The sequence below is a fragment of the Pseudonocardia halophobica genome (assembly GCF_027922425.1).
Classification (GTDB): domain Bacteria; phylum Actinomycetota; class Actinomycetes; order Mycobacteriales; family Pseudonocardiaceae; genus Pseudonocardia; species Pseudonocardia halophobica.
Genome location: NZ_BSFQ01000004.1, coordinates 298,295 through 322,663, shown reverse-complemented (window position 1 = coordinate 322,663; position 24,369 = coordinate 298,295). Strand labels below are relative to the sequence as shown.

At 74.1% G+C, this 24,369-nt stretch carries 22 protein-coding genes; 10 read left to right on the top strand and 12 right to left on the bottom strand.

Translation table 11 applies throughout. The features are described 5' to 3' along the window. Positions 1–14 precede the first annotated feature (14 nt). Positions 15–1,115: a glycine cleavage system aminomethyltransferase GcvT gene (gene gcvT, locus PKE99_RS07715; RefSeq protein WP_037040802.1), complete on the bottom strand. Its 1,101-nt coding sequence runs from the start codon at positions 1,113–1,115 to the stop codon at positions 15–17. A 13-nt stretch (positions 1,116–1,128) separates the two neighbouring features. Further along, positions 1,129–2,475 (bottom strand): APC family permease, encoded by a 1,347-nt coding sequence (locus tag PKE99_RS07710; protein WP_197040452.1) that lies wholly within the window; start codon positions 2,473–2,475, stop codon positions 1,129–1,131. Between the two features lie 203 nt (positions 2,476–2,678). Here PKE99_RS07710 and PKE99_RS07705 point away from each other — a divergent pair, with 203 nt between their 5' ends. Further along, positions 2,679–4,214, top strand: a complete 1,536-nt coding sequence (locus PKE99_RS07705; RefSeq protein ID WP_425566480.1) for a leucyl aminopeptidase — start codon at positions 2,679–2,681, stop codon at positions 4,212–4,214. Positions 4,215–4,734: 520 nt separating this feature from the next. Here PKE99_RS07705 and PKE99_RS07700 read toward each other — a convergent pair. Beyond that, positions 4,735–5,394, bottom strand: a complete 660-nt coding sequence (locus tag PKE99_RS07700; RefSeq protein ID WP_037040800.1) for a hypothetical protein — start codon at positions 5,392–5,394, stop codon at positions 4,735–4,737. A gap of 112 nt (positions 5,395–5,506) precedes the next feature. On the opposite strand from PKE99_RS07700, the gene PKE99_RS07695 reads away from it, so the two are divergent. After that, the gene (locus PKE99_RS07695; RefSeq protein ID WP_231498038.1) at positions 5,507–6,316 is read left to right on the top strand and encodes an SDR family NAD(P)-dependent oxidoreductase; all 810 of its coding nucleotides are present in this window, start codon (positions 5,507–5,509) and stop codon (positions 6,314–6,316) included. Positions 6,317–6,319: 3 nt separating this feature from the next. Here the strand turns inward: PKE99_RS07695 and PKE99_RS07690 are convergent, their stop codons facing one another. After that, a complete protein-coding gene (locus PKE99_RS07690) occupies positions 6,320–6,673 on the bottom strand; it encodes a hypothetical protein (RefSeq protein WP_037040799.1) in 354 nt (117 codons plus the stop codon). A gap of 153 nt (positions 6,674–6,826) precedes the next feature. Between PKE99_RS07690 and lpdA the strand changes: the two genes are divergently transcribed. The 5 genes from lpdA to lipB all read left to right on the top strand — a co-directional run bounded on the left by lpdA (position 6,827) and on the right by lipB (position 13,144). Then, positions 6,827–8,197 (top strand): dihydrolipoyl dehydrogenase, encoded by a 1,371-nt coding sequence (gene lpdA, locus PKE99_RS07685; protein WP_037040797.1) that lies wholly within the window; start codon positions 6,827–6,829, stop codon positions 8,195–8,197. Positions 8,198–8,247: 50 nt separating this feature from the next. Continuing rightward, positions 8,248–10,068 carry a 2-oxoglutarate dehydrogenase, E2 component, dihydrolipoamide succinyltransferase gene (sucB, locus tag PKE99_RS07680; protein WP_037040796.1) on the top strand — a complete coding sequence of 607 codons (1,821 nt, stop codon included), beginning with the start codon at positions 8,248–8,250 and terminating at the stop codon, positions 10,066–10,068. Positions 10,069–10,191: 123 nt separating this feature from the next. Further along, a complete protein-coding gene (locus PKE99_RS07675) occupies positions 10,192–11,082 on the top strand; it encodes a TIGR01777 family oxidoreductase (protein ID WP_037040794.1) in 891 nt (296 codons plus the stop codon). Next, positions 11,079–12,308 carry an FAD-dependent oxidoreductase gene (locus tag PKE99_RS07670; RefSeq protein ID WP_037040792.1) on the top strand — a complete coding sequence of 410 codons (1,230 nt, stop codon included), beginning with the start codon at positions 11,079–11,081 and terminating at the stop codon, positions 12,306–12,308. Before PKE99_RS07675 ends, PKE99_RS07670 begins: the two co-directional genes overlap by 4 nt. Positions 12,309–12,382: 74 nt before the next feature. Continuing rightward, entirely contained in the window at positions 12,383–13,144 is a 762-nt protein-coding gene (gene lipB / locus PKE99_RS07665; RefSeq protein ID WP_037040790.1) for a lipoyl(octanoyl) transferase LipB, read from the top strand. 50 nt (positions 13,145–13,194) lie between these two features. Here lipB and PKE99_RS07660 read toward each other — a convergent pair whose 3' ends face one another. The 4 genes from PKE99_RS07660 to PKE99_RS07645 all read right to left on the bottom strand — a co-directional run bounded on the left by PKE99_RS07660 (position 13,195) and on the right by PKE99_RS07645 (position 18,273). Continuing rightward, positions 13,195–15,342 (bottom strand): bifunctional polysaccharide deacetylase/glycosyltransferase family 2 protein, encoded by a 2,148-nt coding sequence (locus PKE99_RS07660; RefSeq protein WP_051736763.1) that lies wholly within the window; start codon positions 15,340–15,342, stop codon positions 13,195–13,197. A 13-nt stretch (positions 15,343–15,355) separates the two neighbouring features. After that, positions 15,356–16,120, bottom strand: a complete 765-nt coding sequence (locus tag PKE99_RS07655; protein WP_037040788.1) for a hypothetical protein — start codon at positions 16,118–16,120, stop codon at positions 15,356–15,358. Continuing rightward, positions 16,117–17,184 carry a glycoside hydrolase family 18 protein gene (locus PKE99_RS07650; protein WP_051736762.1) on the bottom strand — a complete coding sequence of 356 codons (1,068 nt, stop codon included), beginning with the start codon at positions 17,182–17,184 and terminating at the stop codon, positions 16,117–16,119. Before PKE99_RS07650 ends, PKE99_RS07655 begins: the two co-directional genes overlap by 4 nt. Positions 17,185–17,352: 168 nt before the next feature. Then, complete coding sequence (locus PKE99_RS07645) at positions 17,353–18,273, bottom strand: LLM class F420-dependent oxidoreductase (RefSeq protein ID WP_037040787.1); 921 nt, start codon at positions 18,271–18,273, stop codon at positions 17,353–17,355. A 123-nt stretch (positions 18,274–18,396) separates the two neighbouring features. On the opposite strand from PKE99_RS07645, the gene lipA reads away from it, so the two are divergent. Then, entirely contained in the window at positions 18,397–19,401 is a 1,005-nt protein-coding gene (gene lipA / locus PKE99_RS07640; protein WP_037040784.1) for a lipoyl synthase, read from the top strand. A gap of 63 nt (positions 19,402–19,464) precedes the next feature. Further along, positions 19,465–20,193 (top strand): DUF4191 domain-containing protein, encoded by a 729-nt coding sequence (locus PKE99_RS07635; protein WP_037040783.1) that lies wholly within the window; start codon positions 19,465–19,467, stop codon positions 20,191–20,193. A gap of 62 nt (positions 20,194–20,255) precedes the next feature. Here the strand turns inward: PKE99_RS07635 and PKE99_RS07630 are convergent, their stop codons facing one another. Further along, positions 20,256–20,714: an RDD family protein gene (locus tag PKE99_RS07630; RefSeq protein ID WP_051736761.1), complete on the bottom strand. Its 459-nt coding sequence runs from the start codon at positions 20,712–20,714 to the stop codon at positions 20,256–20,258. 142 nt (positions 20,715–20,856) lie between these two features. On the opposite strand from PKE99_RS07630, the gene glnA reads away from it, so the two are divergent. Beyond that, complete coding sequence (gene glnA / locus PKE99_RS07625) at positions 20,857–22,278, top strand: type I glutamate--ammonia ligase (protein ID WP_037040780.1); 1,422 nt, start codon at positions 20,857–20,859, stop codon at positions 22,276–22,278. A 143-nt stretch (positions 22,279–22,421) separates the two neighbouring features. Here glnA and PKE99_RS07620 read toward each other — a convergent pair whose 3' ends face one another. The 3 genes from PKE99_RS07620 to PKE99_RS07610 all read right to left on the bottom strand — a co-directional run bounded on the left by PKE99_RS07620 (position 22,422) and on the right by PKE99_RS07610 (position 24,361). After that, entirely contained in the window at positions 22,422–23,366 is a 945-nt protein-coding gene (locus PKE99_RS07620; protein ID WP_063739659.1) for an EamA family transporter, read from the bottom strand. A 23-nt stretch (positions 23,367–23,389) separates the two neighbouring features. Further along, on the bottom strand, positions 23,390–23,824 hold the full coding sequence (locus PKE99_RS07615; protein ID WP_037040779.1) for a GlcG/HbpS family heme-binding protein: 435 nt from the start codon (positions 23,822–23,824) through the stop codon (positions 23,390–23,392). A 111-nt stretch (positions 23,825–23,935) separates the two neighbouring features. Continuing rightward, positions 23,936–24,361 (bottom strand): nitroreductase family deazaflavin-dependent oxidoreductase, encoded by a 426-nt coding sequence (locus tag PKE99_RS07610; protein ID WP_037040777.1) that lies wholly within the window; start codon positions 24,359–24,361, stop codon positions 23,936–23,938. Positions 24,362–24,369 lie beyond the last annotated feature (8 nt).

Here is a 24,369-nt window from a genome sequence, read left to right as displayed (position 1 = left end):
GGTCGGGTGCCCGATCATCGGACGTGCGACGGGACGAACGGGGGCTTCACCACCTGCGTCTCGAGTGAGCGACCTCGGACGTCGACGGTCACGACGTCGTCGGCGGACACCCCCGCCGCGGTGTCGATCAGCGCCAGCGCGATGCCGGTCCTGAGCGTCGGCGAGAAGGTGCCCGAGGTCGTGACGCCGACCGGCTCGCCGCCGGCCAGGACCGTCATCCCGGCCCGCGGGATCCCGCGCCCGGTGGCCCGCAGCCCGCGCAGCCGCCGCGCCGGCCCGGCCTCGCGCTCGGCCAGCAGCGCCTCGCGGCCCCAGAACGCCGGCTTCGACCAACCGACCGCCCACGAGCTGCCCGCCTGCACCGGGGTGATCTCCTCGCTGAGGTCCTGGCCGTGCAGCGGGTAGCCCATCTCCGTGCGCAGCGTGTCCCGCGCGCCCAGCCCGCACGGCCGCCCGCCGAGCGGCTCCGCGCCGGCGAGGAGCCCCTCCCAGACCTCGGGGGCCTGCGCGGCCGGCACGAGCAGCTCGTAGCCGTGCTCGCCGGTGTAGCCGGTGCGGCAGACCCGGACGGCGCCGGCGTCGGCGAATGCCATGTAGTCCAGCCCGGGGACGCCGGAGAACCCGGCGAACATGGTGTGGAACAGCTCGGCGGAGCGCGGCCCCTGCACGGCGATCACGGCGAGCTCGCGGTGCCGGTCGACGATCTCGATCCCGGCCGGCGCCGCCGCGCGCAGGAGCTCGGCGACCCGGGCGGCGTTGGCGGCGTTCGGGACCAGGAGGACCTCGTCCGGCCCGTCCAGGTAGGCGATGAGGTCGTCGACCACGCCGCCGGACTCCGTGCAGCACAAGGTGTACTGCGCCTTCCCCGGCGTGATCCTCCCGAGGTCGGCGGTGAGGCAGGAGTTGACGAAGTCCGCCGCGCCCGGCCCGCGGACCAGCAGCTTGCCGAGGTGACTGACGTCGAAGACCCCGACCGCCTCGCGGACGGCGGTGTGCTCGGCCACGGTGCCGGCCGGGTAGGCGATCGGCATGGACCAGCCGCCGAAGGCGCCGAGGGTCGCCCCCAGCGCGACGTGCCGGTCGTGCAGCGGTCCCGTGATCAGCTCGTCGGTCACGGGCAAACCGTACTCAGGCCGCCTGCTCCCCCGGTGCCTCCTCCTGCGGCGGCGGCGGTCTCCGGCGGGCCCGCAGCGCCGACAGCTCGGACAGCCCCCAGCCCACCGCCAGGGCGCCGAGGGTGATCAGCACCGACGTCCGCGGCAGCAGCGCGGCCAGCCCCAGGCACAGCACGAACCCGACGGCCGCCACCCAGGCCGGGGTCCGCCGGTCGGGGACCCGCAGCGCCGCCGCGTGCACGAGCGCGTAGTGCAGCAGCATCGCGCAGGCCGACAGCGCGATGGACGCCACCGGCCCGGCGAGCACGGCGACGAGGATCGCCAGGGCCGCGCCGAGGACGTCGGACCGCCAGGGGGCGCCGCTGCCGCAGACCTTCGCGAACGAGCGGGGCAGGTCCTCCCGGGCCCCCATCTCCATGGCCGTGCGGCTGATCCCGATCAGCACGGCGAGCAGCGTCGAGCCGGCGGCCGCCGCGGCGCCGATGCGCACCAGCACGCCCAGCGCGGGCGCCTGGCCGGTGTCGACGAGCGCGACCAGCGGCGCGTGCTCCTCGCCGATCCGGTCCGTGCCCAGTCCCATCAGCAGCGCCCCCGCGACGGCGAGGTAGGTCAGCGTGCAGACGGCGAGGGCGATCGGGATCGCGCGGCGCAGGGTGCGGGCCGGGGTGCGGACCTCCTCGCGGTAGGTCGCCACGTTGGCGAACCCGACGAACGCGAAGAACACCAGCCCCGCGGCCGAGAGCACGCCCAGCGCACCCGGCGAGGCCTGCGGCACGGGCACCGCGACCCCGCGGGCCTCGCCCGCTGCCGTGACCGCCGCCGAGACCGTCTGCTCCCCACCCGGGCCCAGCAGCCCGACGACCACCACCACGACCAGCACCGCGAGCGTCCCGCCGGCCAGCAGCCAGGAGGAGCGGGCGGTCGTCCGGACCCCGACGACGTTGAGCACCGTGGCCGCGACGATCACGACGATCCCGGCCACCAGCGGGTTCGACGGCAGCACGTACGCCCCGAACACGCCCGCGGCCGCCGCCGCCGAGGCGACCCCGCCGATCAGCAGCGTGACGCCGGCGAGCCGGCCCGCGACGGGGTGCAGGCGGTCCCGGGCCGCGACGTAGCCGGCCGTGTACCCGGCGGAGAAGCTCGCCCCGCCCGAGCCGCCCGCGAGCACCAGCTCCGCGGTGGACAGCACGCAGGTCCCCGCGACGACCGCGGCCAGCAGCACCGCCAGGAGCAGCCACGGCCCCGCCGCGGCGCCGGCGGGTGCGAAGACGGCGAAGACCCCGGACCCGAGCATGGCGACGAGCCCGAGCACCACCACGTCGGCGGTACCCAGGCGGCGTCCGAGGGTCGTTGCCACGGTCACCACCATTGCATCCGACCCTGTGCGAAACGGCCCCGCGACGGTGTCATTAGCATTTCGAAGAGGTCTCGCCGGGCGCTCGGACCGCTCGTCGACGGGCGGTGCGGCGCCCCGGGCCCGGCGATGCCAACCCGCTCACGCCGCCGTACCCCGCCCCGGGACCGCCGGGCGGCGCCCGACCCCGACCGAGGAGACCCGCCTTGACGACCACCGTCCCGCAGACCGGCACCCGCATCGGCGCCCTGGAGGGGCCCGCCGCGGCGGCCGAGGCCGACGTCCTCGTCGTCGGCCTGCTCCCGGGCGCGAACGGCAACGGCGAGGGCTCGAACGGGAACGGCGCCGAGCCGGTCCTCGCGCCCGGCGCCGAGGAGATCGACGCCGCCTTCGACGGCACGCTCGCCGGGCTGCTCGCGCTCGCCGGCGCCACCGGCAAGGTCGAGGAGGTCGTGAAGCTGCCCTCGCGCGGGGCGGTCGGCTCCCCGCTCGTCGTCGGGGTGGGGCTCGGCAAGCCGGACGAGTCCGGCGCGATCCCCGCCGACCAGGTGCGGCGGGCGTCGGGCGCGGTGGCCCGGGCCCTGGCCGGCAGCGGCCGCGTGGTCAGCACCCTGGGCGCGGTCGACCTGACCGCCGCCGCGGAGGGCGTGCTGCTCGGGGCCTACCGGTTCACCGCGTTCAAGGGCGACCCGACGGCCGGGAAGAAGCCGATCGAGTCCGTGGAGTTCCCGGGGGCGGACGCGGACGTCCTCGAGCACGCCTTCGCCGTCGCCCAGGCGGTGAGCACCGCGCGGGACCTCATCAACACCCCGCCCAACGCGCTCTACCCCGAGACCTTCGCCGCGCGGGCCCGCGAGCTGGGCGAGGCCGCCGGGCTGGCGGTCGAGGTGCTCGACGACGAGGCGCTGGCCGCCGGCGGGTACGGCGGCATCCTCGGCGTCGGGCAGGGCTCGTCGCGGCTGCCGCGGCTGGTCCGGCTGCGCTGGTCGGGCGGGGAGAACCCCGCGAAGAAGGTCGCGCTGATCGGCAAGGGCATCACGTTCGACACCGGCGGCATCTCGATCAAGCCCGCCGCCAACATGGATCACATGACGTCGGACATGTCCGGCGCCGCCGCGGTGATCGCGACGACGGTGCTCGCCGCGAAGCTGCAGCTGCCCGTCGCCGTGACCGCGACCGTGCCGATGGCCGAGAACATGCCGTCGGACACCGCGTACCGGCCGGGCGACGTGCTGTCGATGTACGGCGGCAAGACCGTCGAGGTGCTCAACACGGACGCGGAGGGCCGGCTGATCCTGGCCGACGCGATGGTCCGGGCCGCCGAGGACGACCCCGACTACCTCGTCGAGACCTCCACGCTCACCGGCGCGCAGATGGTCGCGCTGGGCACCCGCACCGCGGGCGTCATGGGCAGCGACGACTTCCGCGACCGGGTCGCCGCGCTCGGCCGGTCCGTCGGCGAGGACGCCTGGGCCATGCCGCTGCCCGAGCACCTGCGCGGCGAGCTCGACTCCCGCATCGCCGACCTGGCCAACGTCACCGGCAACCGCTTCGGCGGCATGCTCGCCGCCGGCATCTTCCTGCGCGAGTTCGTCGCGGACGGGCTGCCGTGGGCGCACATCGACATCGCCGGCCCGTCGTTCAACACCGGGGGCCCCTGGGGCTACACACCCAAGGGCGGCACCGGCGTGCCGGTCCGCACCCTCGTCGCCCTCCTCGAGGACATCGCCGCCAACGGCTGACCCGCGGCTCGCGGCTCGAGCCGGGCTCCCGCGAGTCGGGAGCTCCGGCACCGCGAGTCGGGAGCTCCGGCACCGCGAGTCGGGAGCTCCCGCACCGCGAGTCGGGAGCTCCCGCACCGCGAGTCGGGAGCTCCGGCGCGGCGCCGGACTCGAAGGCCGTGGTGGTACCCGACGCCGCTTCGAGGTCGCTTCCTGTCGAAGATCGACGATCGTGTGCGGTGGGCGTGGTGTCCGCGGCCGCCGCTGCACGCAAACGGTGATCACCAACCCGTGCGCGCCGCCATGATCGACGCCTGCGTGCATCCGCGGTTCGACTGTCCGCCCTGGGCGCACGGCGACGGCGATCATGCGTCGCGCGTCGGGCCGCACCGACGTCCGGGAGCCGCCCCCACGCGTCCGCGAGTCGGGAGATCTGGCACCGCGAGTCGGGAGCTCTGGCACCGCGAGTCGGGAGCTCCCGCACCGCGAGTCGGGAGCTCTGGCACCGCGAGTCGGGAGCTCTGGCACCGCGAGTCGGGAGCTACGCCGGCACGCCCCGGCGGCGGAGGGTGCGGTGGCGGACCACCGCGGCGACGAGCACCGCGGTCAGCGAGCACAGGGGCGAGGGGAAGCCGAGGAGCAGGCCGAGCGTCACGTCCACCACCGGGGCGGCGACGACCAGCGCGAACACCCGAGGCGGCGCGGTCGGGAGCGTGACCGGCCGCCCGCCCCGGGTGCCCCAGCGGGTGCGCCCGCCGGGCTTGGTGACCGAGAGCCAGGCCTGCACAGCGATCGCGCTCGCCATCAGCGCCGTGCCGACGACCAGGGCGGGCGAGACGCGGAGCGTGTGGGAGGCGGTGTCCAGCGCCCCCGACAGCACGAAGATCCCGAGGTAGAGCTGCACCAGGGTGATCACGAGCTTCGTCAACACCCACCGGTGCACGGCCAGCCCCCACGCGGTGCCGAGCGAGAGCACCAGGCCGGTCGCGGCGGACGTGTTGGCCAGCGGCGCGAGCAGCTGGGTGTCGAGGTGGTGGGCCGCCTCGACCGCCCACGACGCGCCACCCCGCAGGGCGGGCACGAGCAGCGCGAACAGCGCGAGCGCGCAGGTCATCCAGCCCACCGAGGACAGCAGGTGGACCCAGACGGCGAGCCGCCGCCAGGTACGGGCGGAGGTGGACGGGCGCGACCGGGAGAGCATTGCGGGAGGCACTCCCGGAGTCCATCCGCCGGGGACGGACCGGACATCCGGTGATCCCCCGGATCGGCGTTCGGGGCTCCCCCGAGAGCTACCCGCGGGTAAGGTCACGCCGGTGATCCGCCGCCGTGTCGCCCACTCGGTCCCCACAGGCTCCCGCTCGGCCGTCGTCACCGGTGGCGCGCGCGGCATCGGCGCGGCGATCGCCCGCGAGCTCGCCGGGCGCGGCTACCGCGTCCTGGTGACCGACGTCGACGAGACCGCGGCGAAGGCGACGGCCGCGGAGATCGGCGGCGAGTCCGCCGCCTACGACGTCACCGACCCGGCCGCCGCGCACGCCGTCGCCGCCCGCGCCCGTGAGCTGGCGCCCCTCGGCGCGTGGGTGAGCAACGCCGGCGTCGGCACCGGCGGCCCGCTGGCCGAGCTGACCGACGCCGAGGCCCGGGCCCTGGTCGAGATCAACCTGCTGGGCCCGGTGTGGGGCTCGCGCGCCGCGATCGCCGCGTTCCGCGAGCAGGGCGGCGGGGGCGACCTCGCGATCACCGCCTCGCTGTCCGGGCTCGGGCCCGTGCCGGGCCTCTCGCTCTACGCCGCGACGAAGGCCGCCGTGCTCTCCCTCGCCTCCGCGCTGTCGGCCGAGGTGCGGGCGGACGGGATCCGGGTGCACGCGATCAACCCCGACGGCGTCGCGACGGCCCTGCTCGACACGATGGAACCGCGGGCGCGGGCGCTCGTCCGGTCCGGTGTGCTGCTCACCCCGGACCGCGTGGCCACCGAGCTGGTCGGGCTGTTCGGCACCGGGCGCGTCTACAAGACGGTCCCGGGCTGGCGCGGCGCGATGATGCGGCTGACCGCCCTGGCCCCCGGCCCGCTGCTGCGCGCCGCTCCCGTGATGCAGGCGATCGGCGCCCGCAAGACTCGGTAGGAGCTAGCTGTAGCCGCCGAGCTCCCCCAGCCCCCGCCGGCGCTCCCGCTCGCGCAGCACCCGTTGCCGGGCGTCGTGGTCGCGCATCCGCTTCGGGTAGCCGACGATCTGGACGTCGTAGACCGGGATCCGCAGCGACCGCGCGAGCTTGCGGGCACCGTCCGGACCGGCGACCCGGCGCCGCGTCCACTCCCCGTCCTTGGCCACGAGGATCATCGTCGTCTCGGTCACGGCGGTACGGGGCTCGACGAACGCCTCCACGCCCTCGCGCACCGCCGTCCAGGCGCGCAGGTGCTCGGCGTCCTCGGCCGCGGCACCACGCCGCCCACCGGCGCGCTTGCGGCCGAACAGTCCCATGAGCCCTCCGCTGCTCTCGGCGTCACCCACCCAACGCGCGACCTGTCCGGATTTCTCCCGGACCTGTTCCAGCGACTGCGGTCGCCGAGTGACAAGATGGGGCCGCCCGGAAGGAGCACCGGGTCACCGACGCCGCGAGTGAGGAGAACCGACGTGCCCGAACGGACTGCCGATCTGGTGATCCTCGGCGGTGGCTCCGGTGGTTACGCGTGCGCCCTGCGGGCCGCCGAGCTGGGCATGTCGGTGGTGCTGGTCGAGAAGGACAAGCTCGGCGGCACCTGCCTGCACCGCGGCTGCATCCCCACCAAGGCCCTGCTCCACGCGGCCGAGGTCGCCGACGCCGCCCGGGACGGAGCCAAGGTCGGCGTGCTCTCCCAGCTGGTCGGCATCGACATGACCGGGGTCAACACCTACAAGGACGGCGTCGTCGGCCGCCTCTACAAGGGCCTGCAGGGCCTGGTGAAGTCCCGCAAGATCGAGCTCGTCGAGGGCGCCGGCACCTTCGTCGGACCGAAGTCGGTCGAGGTGGACGGCACCACCTACACCGGGCAGAACGTCGTGCTGGCCACCGGCTCCTACTCGAAGACCCTGCCCGGGCTGGAGATCGGCGGCCGCGTCATCACCTCCGACCAGGCCCTGACCCTCGACGACGTCCCGCAGCGGGTCGTCGTGCTCGGCGGCGGCGTGATCGGCGTCGAGTTCGCCTCCGTGTGGCGCTCCTTCGGCGCCGAGGTCACCGTCGTCGAGGCCCTGCCCCGGCTGGTGCCCAACGAGGACGAGTTCGCCTCCAAGCTCCTCGAACGCGCCTTCCGCCGCCGCAAGATCACCGCCAAGACCGGGGTCAAGTTCACCGGGGCCAAGCAGGTCAACGACACCGTCACCGTCTCCCTGGAGTCCGGCGAGGAGATCGAGGCCGACCTGCTGCTCGTCGCGGTCGGCCGCGGCCCGAACACCACCGGCCACGGCTACGAGGAGGCCGGGCTGGCCATGGAGCGCGGGTTCGTCACCGCCGACGAGCGGCTCCGCACCAACCTCGACGGCGTGTACGCCGTCGGCGACATCGTCGCGGGCCTGCAGCTGGCCCACCGCGGTTTCCAGCAGGGCATCTTCGTGGCCGAGGACATCGCGGGGCTCGACCCGGCCCCGATCGACGAGGCCGGCATCCCCCGGGTCACCTACTGCGAGCCCGAGGTCGCCTCCGTCGGGCTCACCGAGGCCCAGGCCAAGGACAAGTTCGGCGAGATCGAGACCCTGACCTACGACCTCGGCGGCAACGGCAAGTCGCAGATCCTGCAGACCTCCGGCGCGATCAAGCTGGTCCGCGCGAAGGACGGCCCGGTGGTCGGGATCCACATGGTCGGCGCCCGCGTCGGCGAACTCATCGGCGAGGCCCAGCTCGTCTACAACTGGGAAGCCGAGCCCGGCGACGTCGCCCCGCTCGTCCACGCCCACCCCACCCAGAACGAGGCGTTCGGCGAGGCACACCTCGCCCTGGCCGGCAAACCCCTGCACACCCACGGCTGAGGTCCCGAACGGACCACACCACCGCACGTCGAAAGAGGATCCGAGCAGACATGGCCTTCTCCGTCCAGATGCCCGCCCTCGGTGAGAGCGTCACCGAAGGCACCGTCACCCGCTGGCTCAAGGCGGAGGGCGACACCGTCGAGGTCGACGAGCCGCTGCTCGAGGTCTCCACCGACAAGGTCGACACCGAGATCCCGTCCCCGGTCGCCGGCGTGCTGCAGAAGATCGTCGCCGGTGAGGACGAGACCGTCGAGGTCGGCGGCGAGCTCGCCGTCATCGGCGACGCCGGCTCCGACGAGGGGTCCGCGCAGCCCGAGGCCCAGCCGCAGTCCGAGGCCGCCGAGCCGGAGCCCGAGCCGGAGCCCGCCGAGGAGCCGCAGGAGGCGCCGCAGGCCGAGGAGCCGCAGGAGGCCCCGAAGGCCTCGACCGGCAAGTCCTCCGGCGGTGGCACCCCGGTCACCATGCCCGAGCTCGGCGAGTCGGTCACCGAGGGCACCGTGACCCGCTGGCTCAAGCAGGTCGGCGACAGCGTCGAGGTCGACGAGCCGCTGCTCGAGGTCTCCACCGACAAGGTCGACACCGAGATCCCGTCGCCGGTCGCCGGCACGGTCCTCGAGCTGTCCGTCGGCGAGGACGACACCGTCGAGGTCGGCGGCCAGCTCGCCGTCATCGGCGACGCCGACGCCGCGCCCGCCCAGGCCGAGGAGCCGACGCCGGAGCCCCCGAAGCAGGAGGCCCCGAAGCAGGAGGAGGCCCCGAAGCAGGAGGCCCCCAAGGAGCCGGTCAAGGAGGAGCAGGCCGCGCCGGAGCCGGCGAAGCCGGAGACCGAGGACACCGCCCGCGCCGCCGAGACCGCGCCGGCCCCGTCGGGCAACGGGAAGGCCGAGACCAAGGGCACCTCCGCCCCGCCGTACGTCACCCCGCTGGTCCGCAAGCTGGCCGCGGAGCACGGCGTGGACCTCGACACCCTCGAGGGCTCGGGCGTCGGCGGCCGCATCCGCAAGCAGGACGTCCTGGCCGCCGCCGAGTCTGCCAAGGCCCCGGAGCCCGCCGCGGCCCCGCAGCAGCCGGCCGCCGCCGCGCCGAGCGCCCCGACCAGTGCCCCGAAGGAGCCCACGACGGTGCCGTCGCGCGCCGCCGACGGGCCGCAGCCGGGCACCACGGTGAAGATGCCGCGCCTGCGTCAGGTCATCGCCCAGCGCATGACCGAGTCGCTCAAGGTCTCGGCGCAGCTGACCACCGTCCAGGAGGTCGACGTCACCCGGATCGCCAAGCTGCGGGCCCGGGCGAAGGCGGCCTTCGAGCAGCGCGAGGGCGTCAAGCTCACCTACCTGCCGTTCTTCGCGAAGGCCACGGTCGAGGCCCTCAAGGCCTTCCCGGCCGTCAACGCCTCGATCTCCGAGGACGGCAAGCAGATCGAGTACCACGGCAACGTCCACCTGGCGATCGCCGTCGACACCCCGCGCGGCCTGCTCGTCCCGGTGATCAAGAACGCCGAGGACCTGTCGCTGGCCGGCATCGCCCGCAAGATCGCCGACGTCGCGGCCCGCACCCGCAACAACACGATCAAGCCCGACGAGCTGTCCGGCGGGACCTTCACGATCACCAACATCGGCAGCGCCGGCGCGCTGTTCGACACGCCGATCATCAACCAGCCGCAGGTCGCGATCCTCGGCACTGGCGCGATCGCGAAGGAGCCGAAGGTCGTGGCGGGCCCGGACGGCGAGGACGTCATCGCCGTGCGGTCCGTCTGCTACCTGCCGCTGACCTACGACCACCGGATCGTCGACGGCGCCGACGCCGGCCGGTTCGTCAGCGCGATCCGCGCCCGGCTCGAGGAGGGTGCGTTCGAGGCCGAGCTCGGCCTCTGACGCCCGCCGCAACGTCACACCCGGAGGGGTCCCGCAGGTCGCGGGCCCCTCCGGCCGTTCTCACGCACCCGTGTCGGCGTGCCCGGGTCGCGCGCTCCGGCCGGGTTCGGAAGGATCCGGGCCGTGCGCGTCGTCGTCGCCGGTTCGTCCGGCCTGATCGGAACCGCCCTGGTCGCCGGCCTCCGGGAGGCGGGCCACGAGGTCGTGCGGCTGGTCCGCCGCGCCCCGTCGGCCCCGGACGAGCGCGGCTGGGACCCGCCGTCGGGCGCGATCGACGAGGGCGCCCTCGACGGGGCCGACGCCGTGGTGAGCCTCGGCGGCGTCGGGATCGCCGACCGGCCGTGGAGCGGCGCGCGCAAGCAGGCCATCCGGGACAGCCGCAACGTCCCGACCGAGGTGCTGGCCACCGCCGTCGCCCGGGCCGGCGTCCCGGCCTTCGTCAGCGGCTCCGCGGTCGGCTACTACGGCGACGCCGGGCCGGACGAGATCGACGAGTCCGCGCCGTCGGGCGAGGGGTTCCTGGCCGAGGTCTGCCGGGACTGGGAGGCCGCCACCGCCCCGGCCGCGGACGCCGGCGCCCGTGTGGTCCGGCTGCGCACGGGGCTGGTCCTGTCGCCGTCGGGCGGGCTGCTGGCGCTGATGCGCCCGGTGTGGAAGGCGTTCCTGGGCGCGCGGATCGGCAGCGGCGAGCAGTACATGCCCTGGGTCTCGCTCGACGACGAGGTCTCGGCCATCCGGTTCGCCGTCGAGAACGACGCGCTGAGCGGCCCGGTCAACGTCACCGGGCCCGCCCCCGTGACCAACAAGGTCCTGACCCAGACCCTCGCGAGCGCCGTCGGGCGGCCCGCGCCGCTGGTCGTCCCGGCCTTCGCGGTGAGCACCGTGCTCGGCGACATGGGCCGGGAGATGCTGCTGTACTCGCAGCGTGCGGTGCCGCGGGCGTTGCTCGGGGCCGGCTTCACGTTCCGGCACACCACCCTCGCCGACGCGCTCTCCGCCGCCGTCCGGGCATGAGCACCGACACGGACGTCGCCGTCGTCGGGGCGGGGGTCGCCGGGCTGCGGGCCGCGCGGATCCTGCGCCGCCGCGGGCTCGACGTGACGGTCCTCGAGGCCGCCGACCGGGTCGGCGGCCGGATCGCGACGGACGTCGTCGACGGCTTCCGCTGCGACCGCGGGTTCCAGGTCCTCAACACCGCCTATCCCGCGTTGCGCACGGTCCTCGGGCCGGACGGGCCGGAGTCGCTGGCCATGCGGCCGTTCGTCCCGGGCGCCGCGATCCGGGCCGCCGACGGCTCGCTTCGCCGGTTCGTCAACCCACTGCGCACCCCCACCGCGGCGCCCGCCTCGCTGCGCGCGCTCCCGCCCGCAGACCTGGCGAAACTCGCCGCGTGGACCGCCCGGGTGCTCGGCACCCCGCCGGGCCGCACCGCCCTCCGCACGGCCCGGTCGGCGGCCGCGGACCTGGCCGCCGCCGGGCTGGGCGGCACGGCCACCGAGACCTTCCTGCGGCCCTTCCTCTCGGGCGTGCTCGCCGACCGCGAGCTCGCGACGAGCGAGGGCTTCGTCCGGCTGGTGTGGCGGAGCTTCGCGCTCGGCCGGGTCTTCGTGCCGGCCGACGGCATGGAGGCCCTCCCCCGGCGCCTGGCCGTCGGGGTGCCGGTCCGGCTGGACACCCCGGTCGAGGCCGTGACCGGCGGGCCCACCCCGGTCGTCCGGACGGCGGCCGGCGAGGTCACCGCCCGCGCCGTGGTCGTCGCGACGGACGCGGCGACCGCCGCGCGGCTGCTCCCCGGCGTCACCGCACCGGAGACCAGAACGCTCACGACCTGGTACCACACCATGCCGGAGCCCCCGGCCGACGAGCCGGTCCTGCACCTCGACGGGACCGGCGGGCCCGTCGCCAACACCGTCGTCCTCACGCCGGCGGCCCCGGAGTACTCGGCCTCCGGCCGCCCGCTGGTGTCCTCGACGGTCGTCGGCCCGGCGATCCCCGAGCCCGAGGTGCGCCGCGAGCTGGCCCGGATCTACGGCACCGGCACCTACCGGTGGGAGCTCGTGCACCTCGCCGAGATCCGCGGGGCGCTGCCCGCCTTCCTCCCCGGCCGCCCGCTGCGCAGCGGGGTCGCGCTCGGCGACGGACTTTTCGTGTGCGGGGACCACCGGGACACCCCGTCGACCCAGGGCGCCCTGGTCAGCGGGCGGCGGGCGGCCGCGGAGGTGCTGCGCGCCCTGACATGAGCGCCGGGTGTGAGGTCCCTGTGGTGTGGCCACGCCCGCCCTGCCGCTCCGGAACGCGGGCGTACCCTGGGCCGGTGGCCAGCCAGGGAACCTCGTGCCGCCGCTCCCCCAACCCCGTTCGGGTGGACCTGCTCGGCACGGTCGACTACCTCACCGCCTGGGACGTCCAGCGCGCCAACGCCGAGGCGCGGCGCGCCGGGACCGGACCGGACGTGCTCATGCTCCTCGAGCACCCGTCGGTGTACACCGCGGGCAAGCGGACCCGCCCCGAGGACCGTCCCACGGACGGCAGCCCCGTCATCGACGTCGACCGCGGCGGCCGGATCACCTGGCACGGCCCGGGCCAGCTCGTCGGCTACCCGATCGTCTCGCTCGGCGAGCCCCTCGACGTCGTCGACTACGTGCGGCGGCTCGAGGAGGCCCTGATCGCGGTCTGCCACGGCCTCGGCGTGAGCACCGCCGGCCGGGTCGACGGCCGCAGCGGCGTGTGGCTCCCGGCCGACGACCTGCGCCCCGAGCGCAAGATCGCCGCCATCGGCGTCCGGGTGCAGGGCGGGGTGACGTTGCACGGCTTCGCCCTCAACTGCGACCCCGACCTCGCCGAGTTCGGCCGGATCGTGCCCTGCGGGATCACCGACGCCGGCGTGACCTCGTTGTCCGCCGAGCTGGGCCGCGAGGTGACCACGGACGAGGTGCTGGCGGGCGTCACGGACGCGGTGCTCGCCGCCCTTGAGGGCGCCCTGCCGGTCCGCGAGCACGCGGTCCCGCGGCGCGAGGTCCCGGTCGCTGCGGACGTCGCCGGCCTGGACCTGCAGCTGCACCCCTCGCTCCACTGAGCCCGTGAGTGGCGATGGTCGCTGGAGCGACCATCGCCACTCACGACGGACTACAGGCCTGCGCCCACCGTCCGCTCGACGGGCGCGCCACCGAAGTCGCCGGTGCGGCGCAGCTTCTGCCACTTCAGCCGGATGCCCGCCAGGGCGGTCATGATCGACTGGATGAGCACCGCGTACATCAGCTGCCGGTAGACGATCTGCTGGAAGGGCAGCAGCCACAGCACGCCGATCTTCTCGCGCTCCAGCCGGAACGCGTAGACCGCGGCGAACAGCTGGATGAGCTGCACGCCGCCCCAGGCCACCAGCGTGGTCACGGGGTCGAGGAAGAACAGGCCGTAGACCAGGAACACGTCGACCAGCGGCGCGAGCAGCGGCAGCACCACCTGGAACAGCGCGATGTTCAGCAGTCCGACGCGGCCGAAGTGTCCCGCCGGCCCGCGCGCCACGACCGACGCCCGGTGCTTCCACATCGACTGGATGGTCCCGTAGCTCCAGCGGTAGCGCTGCCGCCACAGCTGCCCCAGGGTGCCCGGCGCCTCGGTCCAGGCGCGGGCGCGCTCCTCGTAGACCACGCGCCAGCCGGCCCGGCACAGCGCCATCGTGAGGTCCGTGTCCTCGGCGAGGGTGTCGTCACTGACGCCGCCGACCTCGAGGAGGGCGCTGCGGCGGAACGCGCCGACCGCGCCGGGCACGGTGGTCATGCAGCGCCACAGGTCGTAGACGCGGCGGTCGAGGTTGAAGCCCATCACGTACTCGATGTGCTGCCAGCGCGACACCAGGCTGCGCCGGTTGGCGACCTTCGCGTTGCCCGCCACTGCGCCGACCTCGGGCCGGACGAAGGGCTGCACCAGGGTCCCGACCGTCGTCGGCTCGAAGACGGTGTCGCCGTCGATCATCACGACGATCTCGTGGCGCGCCGCCCGGATGCCGGCGTTCAGCGCCGCCGGCTTGCCGCCGTTGGGCTGCCGGAGCACGCGCACCCCGGGCAGGCCGAGTCGCTCGACGATGTCCGGCGTCCCGTCCGTCGAGCCGTCGTCGACCACGATGATCTCGACGGGATGGTCGCTCGCGACCAGCGAGCGCACCGTGTGCTCGATGCACTCCTTCTCGTTGTAGGCGGGCACCACGACGGACACGGGGTCGGTGAACCACGGGCCGCTGCGGCTGCGGGTGGCGAGGCGGCTCTGCTTCGCGTGCCGGCGGGCGACCACGACCATGATCGCCAGCCGCGCGACGACCAGCGCGCCGACCAGCAGGAGCAGCCACTCCAGCCCACGGACGATGTAGGTGGAGACGCCCGCGGCGCCGACCAGGATCGTGCCGAAGACGCGGTCCCAGGTGTCGGCCGGCGTGTTCGCCGTCGGCAGGCCCAGGCCCTCGCTCACCGTGGTGAACCGCCAGCCCTGCGCCTGCAGCTGCGGGATCAGCCGGTCCAGCGCGGCGACGGTCTGCGTCCGGTCGCCGCCGGCGTCGTGCAGCAGCAGCGCGCCGCCGGCGTCGGAGCTCGGAGTGGAGGCCTTCTCGATGACCTCGACGCCCTTGCGCTCCCAGTCGCGGCTGTCGAAGTCGGTCAGCGCCGTGACGTACCCGCGCTCGCCGAGCTCCCGCACGACCTCGTACTCGTTGTTGGTGAGCGCGTCGGAGCGCGAGGAGTACGGCGGCCGCACGAGGTACGAGATCTCGCCCGTGGCGCCCGCGAGAGCCAGCTGGGTGAGGGTCAGCTCGCGGTCGATCCGGTTCGTCGACGCCTCGGCCAGGTTCGGGTGCGTGAAGGTGTGCAACCCGATCTCGGACCCGGTGGCGCGCATCTCCCGGACCAGGTCGGGGTGCTGCGCGGCCAGCGAGCCGAGCACGAAGAACGTGCCCGGGACCTGGTACTTCTCCAGGACCTCGAGGATCTGCGGCGTCCACTCGGGGTCCGGGCCGTCGTCGAAGGTCAGGGCGATCGTCTTCGCCGGGTAGCTCAGGGTGCGGACGGGGTCGTGGATGGTGTCGATCGCCGACCCGCCGTCGTGCACGGCGACGGGCACCTGGTCGTCCGGACCCCGCTGGAGGTGGCCCTCCGCGTCGGAGGAGGTCTTCGCGGTCAGGACGCCGTTGAGGAGGAGCACGGCGACGAACGTCGCGAGCACCACCACGGCGACGACGAACTTGCCGAGGGAGAAACCGCTCCCGCGCCTGCGGATGCGACTGGGCATGTTCTGCGTGCTCCTAGGCCGGGACCGGGGTCGTCGTGGTGGTGGGCACGACCGTGGGCGTGGTCGGCGGCACCGTGGTGGTCACCGGCGGGGGCGTCGTGACGGTCGGCTTGACGGTCGTGATGACGACCGGCGGCTTGGTCGTGGTCGCCGGCGGGGTCGTGGTCGTGGGCGGCTTCGTCGTCGGCGGGATGGTGGTCACCGGCGGGTTCGAGCTGGTCGGCGGGGTGGTCGTGGCCGGCGGAGTGTCCGGCTGGCCCTCGGTGTTCGGCGGCGGCGTCGTCGGGACCGGGGCCGCCGGGTCGACCGCAACCGGGGCGCCCGGCACGGGGGCGGCCGGGACCGGCGCCGCCGGGGCGACCGCGGCGGGGGCAGGGGCCGGGGCGAGCGGGGCCGCGGGCAGCCCGGCCAGCGGGGCGATGACGCCGGCGGCGCCACCCGTCGTCGTCCCGCCGGTGGTCCCGGTCGAGGTGGTGGTGACGTCGCCGATCAGGCCGCCCTGGGACGGCGGCGCCTCCGGGCGCAGCTCGCCCTCCGTGTCGTCCGCGGCCTCCGCCTCGGGCGCGGGCAGCAGGTTGCCGAGCACGGGGATGTCGAGCATGGGCGTGCGCTGCCCGGCCACCAGGCTCGTCCCGACGACGATCAGGAACACCAGGCACATCGAGACCAGCCCGTACACGGCCATCCGGATCCGGCGCTGGCGCCGGCCGCTGCCGTCGACGAACACCGGGCCCCGCTCGGGGACCTCCCGGTACGCGAGGGTGTCGTCGTCGTTCATCGGGGACCTTCCTCGGGGGACGCGGCCGCGTCGCGGGCGGCCAGGGTGAAGGCGAAGGGCGACTGCGCGATGCCGCTGCAGTCGAAGGAGGCGGTGGGGCGGTCGGGGCAACCGCCGTTGTCCCGGCCGACGGACCAGAAGCCGACGGTGCCGAGGCCGCGTCCGCGGGCGTCGCGGACCACGGCGGTGGCGTCGTCGAGCGTGGTGACGGCACCGAGGTCGGTCCGCCCGAGCATGAACACGGCGCCGGTGCGGGCCGCGACGGCGACCTCGTCGGAGCCCGACCACACCTCGCCGAGCTGGCCGAGGACGGTGTCCGTGGCGCCGGTCATCGCGTCGGCCCACGACCCGGTGTAGGGGAAGTTCATGATCATGGCGTCGACGCGGGCGTCGACCCCGGCCCGGTCGGCCGCACGGACGAGGTCGACGGCGGACGGAGTGAGGCCGCGCTCGGCGTCGTCGACCTTGAGGGTCAGCGTGACGGTGGCGTGCCGCTCGTCCTGCACGGTCCGCAGTGCCTCGACGACGGTGGCGACGGGGACGTCCGCCTCGACGTCGACGACGAGCTCGGTGCTGCCGACCGCGTCGAGCGCCTCGTCGTAGGCGCGGGCCAGCGACGCGGCGTCGGGACAGGCGCTCTCGAGGTAGGCGCCCGTGGCGCCGCCGGTGGCGACGGCGACCGCGCCGCCGCGGTCGGTGAGGTCCCGCGCGGCCGCCACGACGGCGGGCGCGGTCACGGGCTGGGTGCCGCCCCACGTGGGCGTGCAGCCGCCGGCGCCGGCGAGGACGAAGCCGAGGACGGCGTCGGTGACCCCGCTGGCGTCGGCCATCGCGGGGAGCGGGGAGGGCGCGAGCGACGCGTCGACGTACGGCAGAACGCGCGTGCCCGACGCCGTGGTGCCGGCGGTCGCGGTGGTGCCGGCAGCGCTGCTCCCGGCCGTGCCCTCCCCCGTCGGCCCGGTCCCGCACGCCGCGAGGAGCAGCGCCGGGAGGGCGAGCAGGGTGAGCAGGGCCGGATGACGCCCCGAGCGGGAGTGCGTACGCACGAGCAGGTCTTCCCTCATCCGAATGAACCAGTACTACAAAAGGCCTACTCCGTTCGTCCGAGGACTCACGGAGAGTGGCCGACACTTGCGTCTGGCAATCGACGGAGGGAACGCGCCCGTTACGGACGGTTCATCACGGAGTGATGACGCCGCGACGATCCGCGCCGAGCGGTCGCCGCGCGGGGCTCAGAGGAGGTGGGCGGCGATGAGCTCCAGATGGTCGAGATCACCGAGGTCCAGCACCTGGAGGTAGACGCGGGTGATGCCGGTCCGCTCCGCCCACTGCCCCAGCCGGTCGGCGACCTCCTCCGGGGAGCCCGCGAGCCCGTTGGCCCGGAGCTCGTCGACCTCGCGGCCGATGGCCAGCGCGCGGGCCTTCACCTGTTCCTCCGTCCGGCCCACGCAGACCACCTGGGCGATGGAGCGGACGATCTCCTTCGGGTCCCGGCCCGCCGCGGCGCAGGCCTCGTCGACCCTGCCGAACTGCGCGGCGACGTCGTCCATCGAGGAGAAGGGGACGTTGAACTCCGAGGCGAACCGCGCGGCCAGCGCCGGGGTGCGCTGCTTCCCCTTGCCCCCGACGATCACCGGCGGGCCGGGCTGCTGGACGGGCTTGGGCAGCGCCGGCGAGTCGGTGACGGTGTAGTGGTCGCCGGAGTACTCGAAGCGCTCCCCCGGCAGCGTGCCCCACAGCCCGGTGACGATCTCCAGCTGCTCGGCGAGCCGGTCGAAGCGCTCGCGCAGCGGCGGGAAGGGAATGCCGTAGGCGGCGTGCTCCGCCTCGAACCAGCCCGTACCCAGGCCGAGCTCCACCCGGCCGCCGGACATCCGGTCCACCTGCGCCACCGAGACGGCCAGCGGCCCGGGCAGCCGGAAGGTGGCCGACGACACGAGCGTGCCCAGGCGGATCCGGGACGTCTCGCGGGCCAGCCCGGCGAGCGTCAGCCAGGCGTCCGTCGGACCGGGCTCGCCGCTGCCGCCCATCGCGAGGTAGTGGTCGGAGCGGAAGAAGGCGTCGAACCCGGCCTCCTCCGCGGTCCTCGCGACCCTGAGGAGGTCGTCGTAGTCGGCACCCTGCTGCGGTTCGGTGAAGATCCGGAGGTCCACGGCGGGCAACGCTAGCCCGGGCCGCGACGAGCCGCCGGACCGCCGCGGAGACGGGCGTCACGCCGGAGACGTAGCCTGCGGAGTCGACCGTCGGCACTGATCCCGGGGCGTAGGCTGGTCGCCGTGACGATCGCTCCGGAAGGCCGCAAGCTGCTCCGCCTCGAGGTCCGCAACGCCGAGACCCCGATCGAGCGGAAGCCCTCGTGGATCCGGACGAAGGCCCGCACCGGCCCGCAGTACACCGAGCTCAAGGGCCTGGTCCGCTCGGGCGGTCTGCACACGGTGTGCGAGGAGGCCGGCTGCCCCAACATCTACGAGTGCTGGGAGGACCGCGAGGCCACCTTCCTCATCGGGGGCGAGCAGTGCACCCGGCGCTGCGACTTCTGCCAGATCGACACCGGCAAGCCCGCCGACCTCGACCGCGACGAGCCCCGGCGGGTCGCCGAGTCCGTGCAGCAGATGGGCCTGCGGTACTCCACCGTCACCGGGGTGGCCCGGGACGACCTGCCCGACGGCGGCGCCTGGCTCTACGCCGAGACCGTCCGGCAGATCCACGCGATGAACCCGGGCACCGGCGTCGAGCTGCTCATCCCGGACTTCAACGCCAAGCCGGAGCAGCTGGCCGAGGTGTTCGGGTCCCGTCCGGAAGTGCTCGCGCACAACCTCGAGACCGTGCCCCGGATCTTCAAGCGGATCCGGCCCGCTTTCCGCTACGAGCGCTCCCTCGAGGTGCTCACCGCCGCCCGCGAGGACGGCCTGGTCACCAAGTCCAACCTCATCCTCGGCATGGGCGAGACCCCCGACGAGGTCACCGAGGCACTCTCGGACCTGCACGACGCCGGCTGCGAGATCATCACGATCACCCAGTACCTGCGCCCGTCCAAGCGCCACCACCCCGTCGAGCGCTGGGTCAAGCCGGAGGAGTTCGTCGAGCACGCCGAGACCGCCGAGAAGATCGGGTTCGCCGGCGTGATGGCCGGGCCGCTGGTGCGCTCCTCCTACCGGGCCGGGCGGCTCTACGCCCAGACCGTTGCGCACCGCGGCGAGGAGCTCTCCCCCGAGCTCGCCCACCTCGCCGCCGAGGCCCCGGCGGCCCAGGAGGCCCGGTCGCTGCTCGCCCGCGGCTGACGTCCGCCGATCGTCGCGGATCCTCGCGGCGCGACCCGGCCCTCGGGACGTATCCTGGCCCGCATGGCCGGCAAGCCCGACAAGGAGACCCAGAAGCGCCTGAAGGCGGAGAAGCGCGCGGCGTCCAAGCAGCGCCGTGCGCAGATCTGGCAGGCGTTCCAGATGCAGCGCAAGCAGGACAAGCTCCTGCTGCCGCTGATGATCGGGTCGGTGGTGGGCGCGGCCGTCGTCGCGTTCCTGATCGGGCTGATCTTCGGCCTGGAGTGGATCTTCCTGGTCTTCGGCGTCGCGATCGGCGTGATGATCGCGATCAGCATCTTCGGCCGCCGGGTCCAGCGCAGCGTGTACGCGCAGGCCGACGGGCAGCCGGGTGCCGCGGGCTGGGCGCTCGACCAGCTGCGCGGGCAGTGGCGGGTGACCCAGGGCGTCGCCGGGACCACACACCTCGACGCGGTGCACCGGGTCGTCGGCCGGCCGGGTGTCGTGCTCGTGGCCGAGGGCGCGCCGCACCGGGTCAAGTCGCTGCTGGCGCAGGAGAAGAAGCGCACGGCGCGGGTCGTCGGCCAGACCCCGATCTACGACGTCGTCGTGGGCAACGAGGAGGGCCAGGTCCCCCTCAAGGGCCTGCAGCGGCACATGATGAAGCTGCCGCGCAACATCAGCGCCGCCGAGATGGAGTCGCTCGACGCCCGGCTCGCCGCGCTCGGCAACCGCGCCGCCGCGCTGCCCAAGGGCCCGATGCCCCAGGGCGCCAAGATGCGCAGCGTGCAGCGCACCGTGCGCCGCCGCTGACCCGACCTACCGCGGCCGGGACCCGATCCGGGTCCCGGCCGCCGTCGTTCGAGGGGCGCCCGTCAGGCGCGGGAGCGGATCACGATGGTCTGCGAGGCGCGGTCGTGCCAGCCGCGCCCGTCGGCGTCCCGGACGACCGCCGGCAGGACCAGGCCGAGCAGGACCGTGCGCAGGATCGCCCGGAAGCCGACCGTCGCGGCCATGTCCACCCGGGCGACCCGGATGCCGACGGCGACCATCCCCGGCGTCATGCCGAAGAACGCGGTCGGGATCACGGTGAGCACGAACCAGACCGCCCAGACCCACCAGCCGATGGCCGAGCCGCCCAGTGCGTCGAGCCCCATGACGGCGAGGGTGAGGACGTACGCGAGCAGCCAGTCGACCGTGACGCCGAGCAGCCGCCTGCCGAACCCGGCGACCGCGCCCACGCCTTCCGCCGGAAGGCCGAACCGCTCACCCGGGTGACCCTGGTCGTGCGCGGACGGTGAACCTGCCGTCCAGGAGTCGAGGAACCCCGCCATGACCCCTACCCTAGTTGTCCCATGTGAGAGAGGACGCGATCCGGGCCCGTTAACGTCTGTGAAACCCGCGAGTGATGAACGGGCAACACGGCAGCCATACCGTCGCGGCCAATCCAGAGGACGATCGAAGGAGCCAGCGCGCGTGTTCAACAACTCCGAAGAGGTACTCAAGTACATCTCGGACGAGAAGGTCGAGTACGTCGACATCAGGTTCTGCGACCTGCCCGGCGTGATGCAGCACCTCACCGTCCCCGCCTCCACCGCCGGTGACCTGCTCGAGAACGGCGCCGCGTTCGACGGCTCGTCGGTCCGCGGGTTCCAGGCCATCAACGAGTCGGACATGGCCCTGCTGCCGGACTCGGCGACCGCGCGGCTGGACCCGTTCCGCAAGCACAAGACGCTGAACATCAACTTCTTCGTGCACGACCCGATCACGGGCGAGCCGTACTCCCGCGACCCGCGCAACATCGCGCGCAAGGCGGAGGAGTACCTGGCCGCGTCGGGCATCGCGGACACCGCCTACATGGCGCCCGAGGCCGAGTTCTACGTGTTCGACTCGATCCGCTTCGGCTCGAACCCGCACGAGACCTACCACCACATCGACTCCTCCGAGGGCTGGTGGAACACCGGCCGCGAGGAGGACGGCGGCAACCTCGGCTACAAGGTCAACTACAAGGGCGGGTACTTCCCCGTCCCGCCGGTGGACCACTACGCCGACCTGCGCGCCGACATCGTCTCGACGATGATCGACTCCGGCTTCACCGTGGAGCGCGAGCACCACGAGGTCGGCACCGCCGGCCAGGCCGAGATCAACTACAAGTTCGACACGCTGCTCCACGCGGCGGACGACATCATGCTGTTCAAGTACATCGTCAAGAACGTGGCCTGGCAGGCGGGCAAGACCGCCACCTTCATGCCGAAGCCGCTGTTCGGCGACAACGGCTCGGGCATGCACGTCCACCAGTCGCTGTGGAAGGACGGCCAGCCGCTGTTCCACGACGAGTCCGGCTACGGCGGGCTCTCGGACACCGCGCGCTACTACATCGGCGGCCTGCTGCACCACGCGCCGTCGCTGCTGGCCTTCACCAACCCGACGGTGAACTCGTACCACCGCCTGGTCCCGGGCTTCGAGGCGCCGGTCAACCTGGTCTACTCGGCCCGCAACCGCTCGGCCTGCATCCGGATCCCGCTGTCCGGCGACAGCCCGAAGGCCAAGCGCATCGAGTTCCGCTGCCCCGACTCGTCCGGCAACCCGTACCTGGCCTTCTCGGCCATGCTGATGGCCGGCCTCGACGGCATCAAGAACAAGATCGAGCCGGCCGCCCCGGTCGACAAGGACCTCTACGAGCTCCCGCCGGAGGAGCTCAAGGACATCGCGCAGGTCCCGGCCTCGCTCGGTGCGGTCATCGACAAGCTCGAGGAGGACCACGACTACCTGCTCGAGGGCGGCGTGTTCACCCCGGACCTGATCGAGACCTGGATCTCGTACAAGCGGGAGAACGAGATCGACCCGCTGCGGCTGCGCCCGCACCCGTACGAGTTCGCGCTGTACTACGACGTCTGATCGCGTCGACGCGGCCCGACCTGCGGTGACGCGGTCGGGCCGCGGCGGTCGGACGGTCGGCCCGGGCGACGGCCCGTGCACCCCTTTCCGCTGGGGTGGCGGGCCGTCGCCGCGTTCTCGGGTTCTCGCGGTCGGCCGCGGGCTCAAGGCTCCGCGAGGCCGGCCGGGCGGGAGCGGGTCAGCGCGACGCCGGCCAGGATCAGCACTCCCCCGGCCAGCTGGACCGCCGCGGGGACCTCGCCCAGCAGCAGCCAGCTCGCCACCGCGGACGTGACGACCTCCAGCAGCGCCACGAGCGAGCCCCGGGCCGCCCCGATCCGCCGGATGGCCAGCACGCCGGTCAGGTAGGCGACGACCGTCGAGACCAGCACGAGCAGACCGGCCGCGACCACCCAGCCGACGTCGGCGCCGGCGAGGACCACCGGCCCGTCGGGCGGGGTGGTCACGACCAGCGGCAGCAGCCCGACCACGCCCAGCACCCCGACCACCACGGTGCCCACCGCCATCCCGACGCCCGCCAGCACCAGGGGCGGGGTCGCCGCGCCCGCGCGGTCGGCGAGCAGGAAGTAGCTCGCCTGGCAGACCGCGGCGACCAGGCCCCACGCCAGGCCGGCCGGCGGCACCGCGGTGCCCGACCAGATCTGCACCACCAGCAGCAGCCCGGCGATCGCGACGGCCGCGCCGGCGAGGGTGCGGCGGCTCGGCGGCTGCCGGCGCACCACCCACACCCAGGCGATGACCAGCACCGGGCCCAGGTACTCGAGCAGGAGCGCGATGCTCACCGGCATGTACCGGACGGCGTTGAAGAACGCGACCTGCACGCCGGCCATCGCCATCAGCCCGTAGAGCAGCAGCGCCGGGGCGTCGGCGCGCAGCGCGGCCAGGACACCCGGCCGCGTCACGGCGAGCAGCACCAGCACGACGACGGCCGAGCCGCCGATCCGGACGAACGCCGCCCCGGCGGAGGACCAGCCGGCGTCGATCAACGCCTTCGCGAACGGGCCGGAGAGCCCGAACGACACCGCCGACACGACGGCGAACGCGAGACCGACCTGGGTCGCACGTCCGGCGGGGTCGGCGTCGGGCAACGGTGCGGTGCTGCGCCCGGGAGTCACTCCGCGCCGGTGACGGCGACGAGGCCCGCGGCCTCGATCCCCGCGACGGCGGCGGCCTCGTCGTTGAGCGAGGCGTCGCCGGTCACGCCGACGGCCCCGAGCAGCGCGCCCTCGCCGTCGCGGACGAACACCCCGCCCGGGACGGAGAAGATCTTCCCGCCGGCGAGGTTCGCGACCGAGGTGAAGAACTCGGGCGAGTCCGCGGCGCGGGCGGCGATGGCGCGGTTGGTCATGCCCAGCGCCAGCACGCCGTTCGCCTTGGCCACGGCCAGGTCGGGCCGCAGGTAGCCGGATCCGTCCTGACGGGCGAGGGCGACGATCGCCCCGCCCGGGTCCAGGACGGCGACGGTCAGCGGGTTGAACCCCTGCTCGGTGCCGTGCGCGAGGGCGGCGTCGACGATCGTGCGGGCCTGCTCCAGCGAGATGCTCACGAGGGGCCAGCCTCTCAGACGCCCCCGTCACCTGGCGACCGGGATCGCTTCCTCAGCTCGCACGGGATCAGTGGTCGGCGGTGGACAGGCTCCGAGAGTTCGGAGACGAGGTCACGCGGCGGTGAGGGCGAAGACCGGGATGGTGCGGATGCCCTCGGTCTTCTTCTCGTAGTCGCCGAAGCCCGGGGCGGCGGACTTGATCTTCTCCCAGGCCCGGTCCCGATCGGAGCCCGTGATCTCCGAGGCCTCGACCATGAGCTCGCGAACGCCCTCCGAGGTGCCGAGGTCGACGGAGATGCGCGGGTTGGCCTTGAGGTTGTGGTACCAGGCGGGGTGCGACGGGGCGCCGGCGGCGGAGGCGACGATCAGGTAGCGGTCGCCGTCCTCGAAGTACACGAGCGGGCTGGTGCGGACCGCGCCGGACCTGGCGCCGACGTGGTGGACCAGGATCATCGGGGCGCCCTCGAAGGGCGGGCCCACCTTGCCATCGTTCTCCTTGAACTCACGGATGACGCGGGCGTTGAAGTCCTCGGGCACTGCGTTCC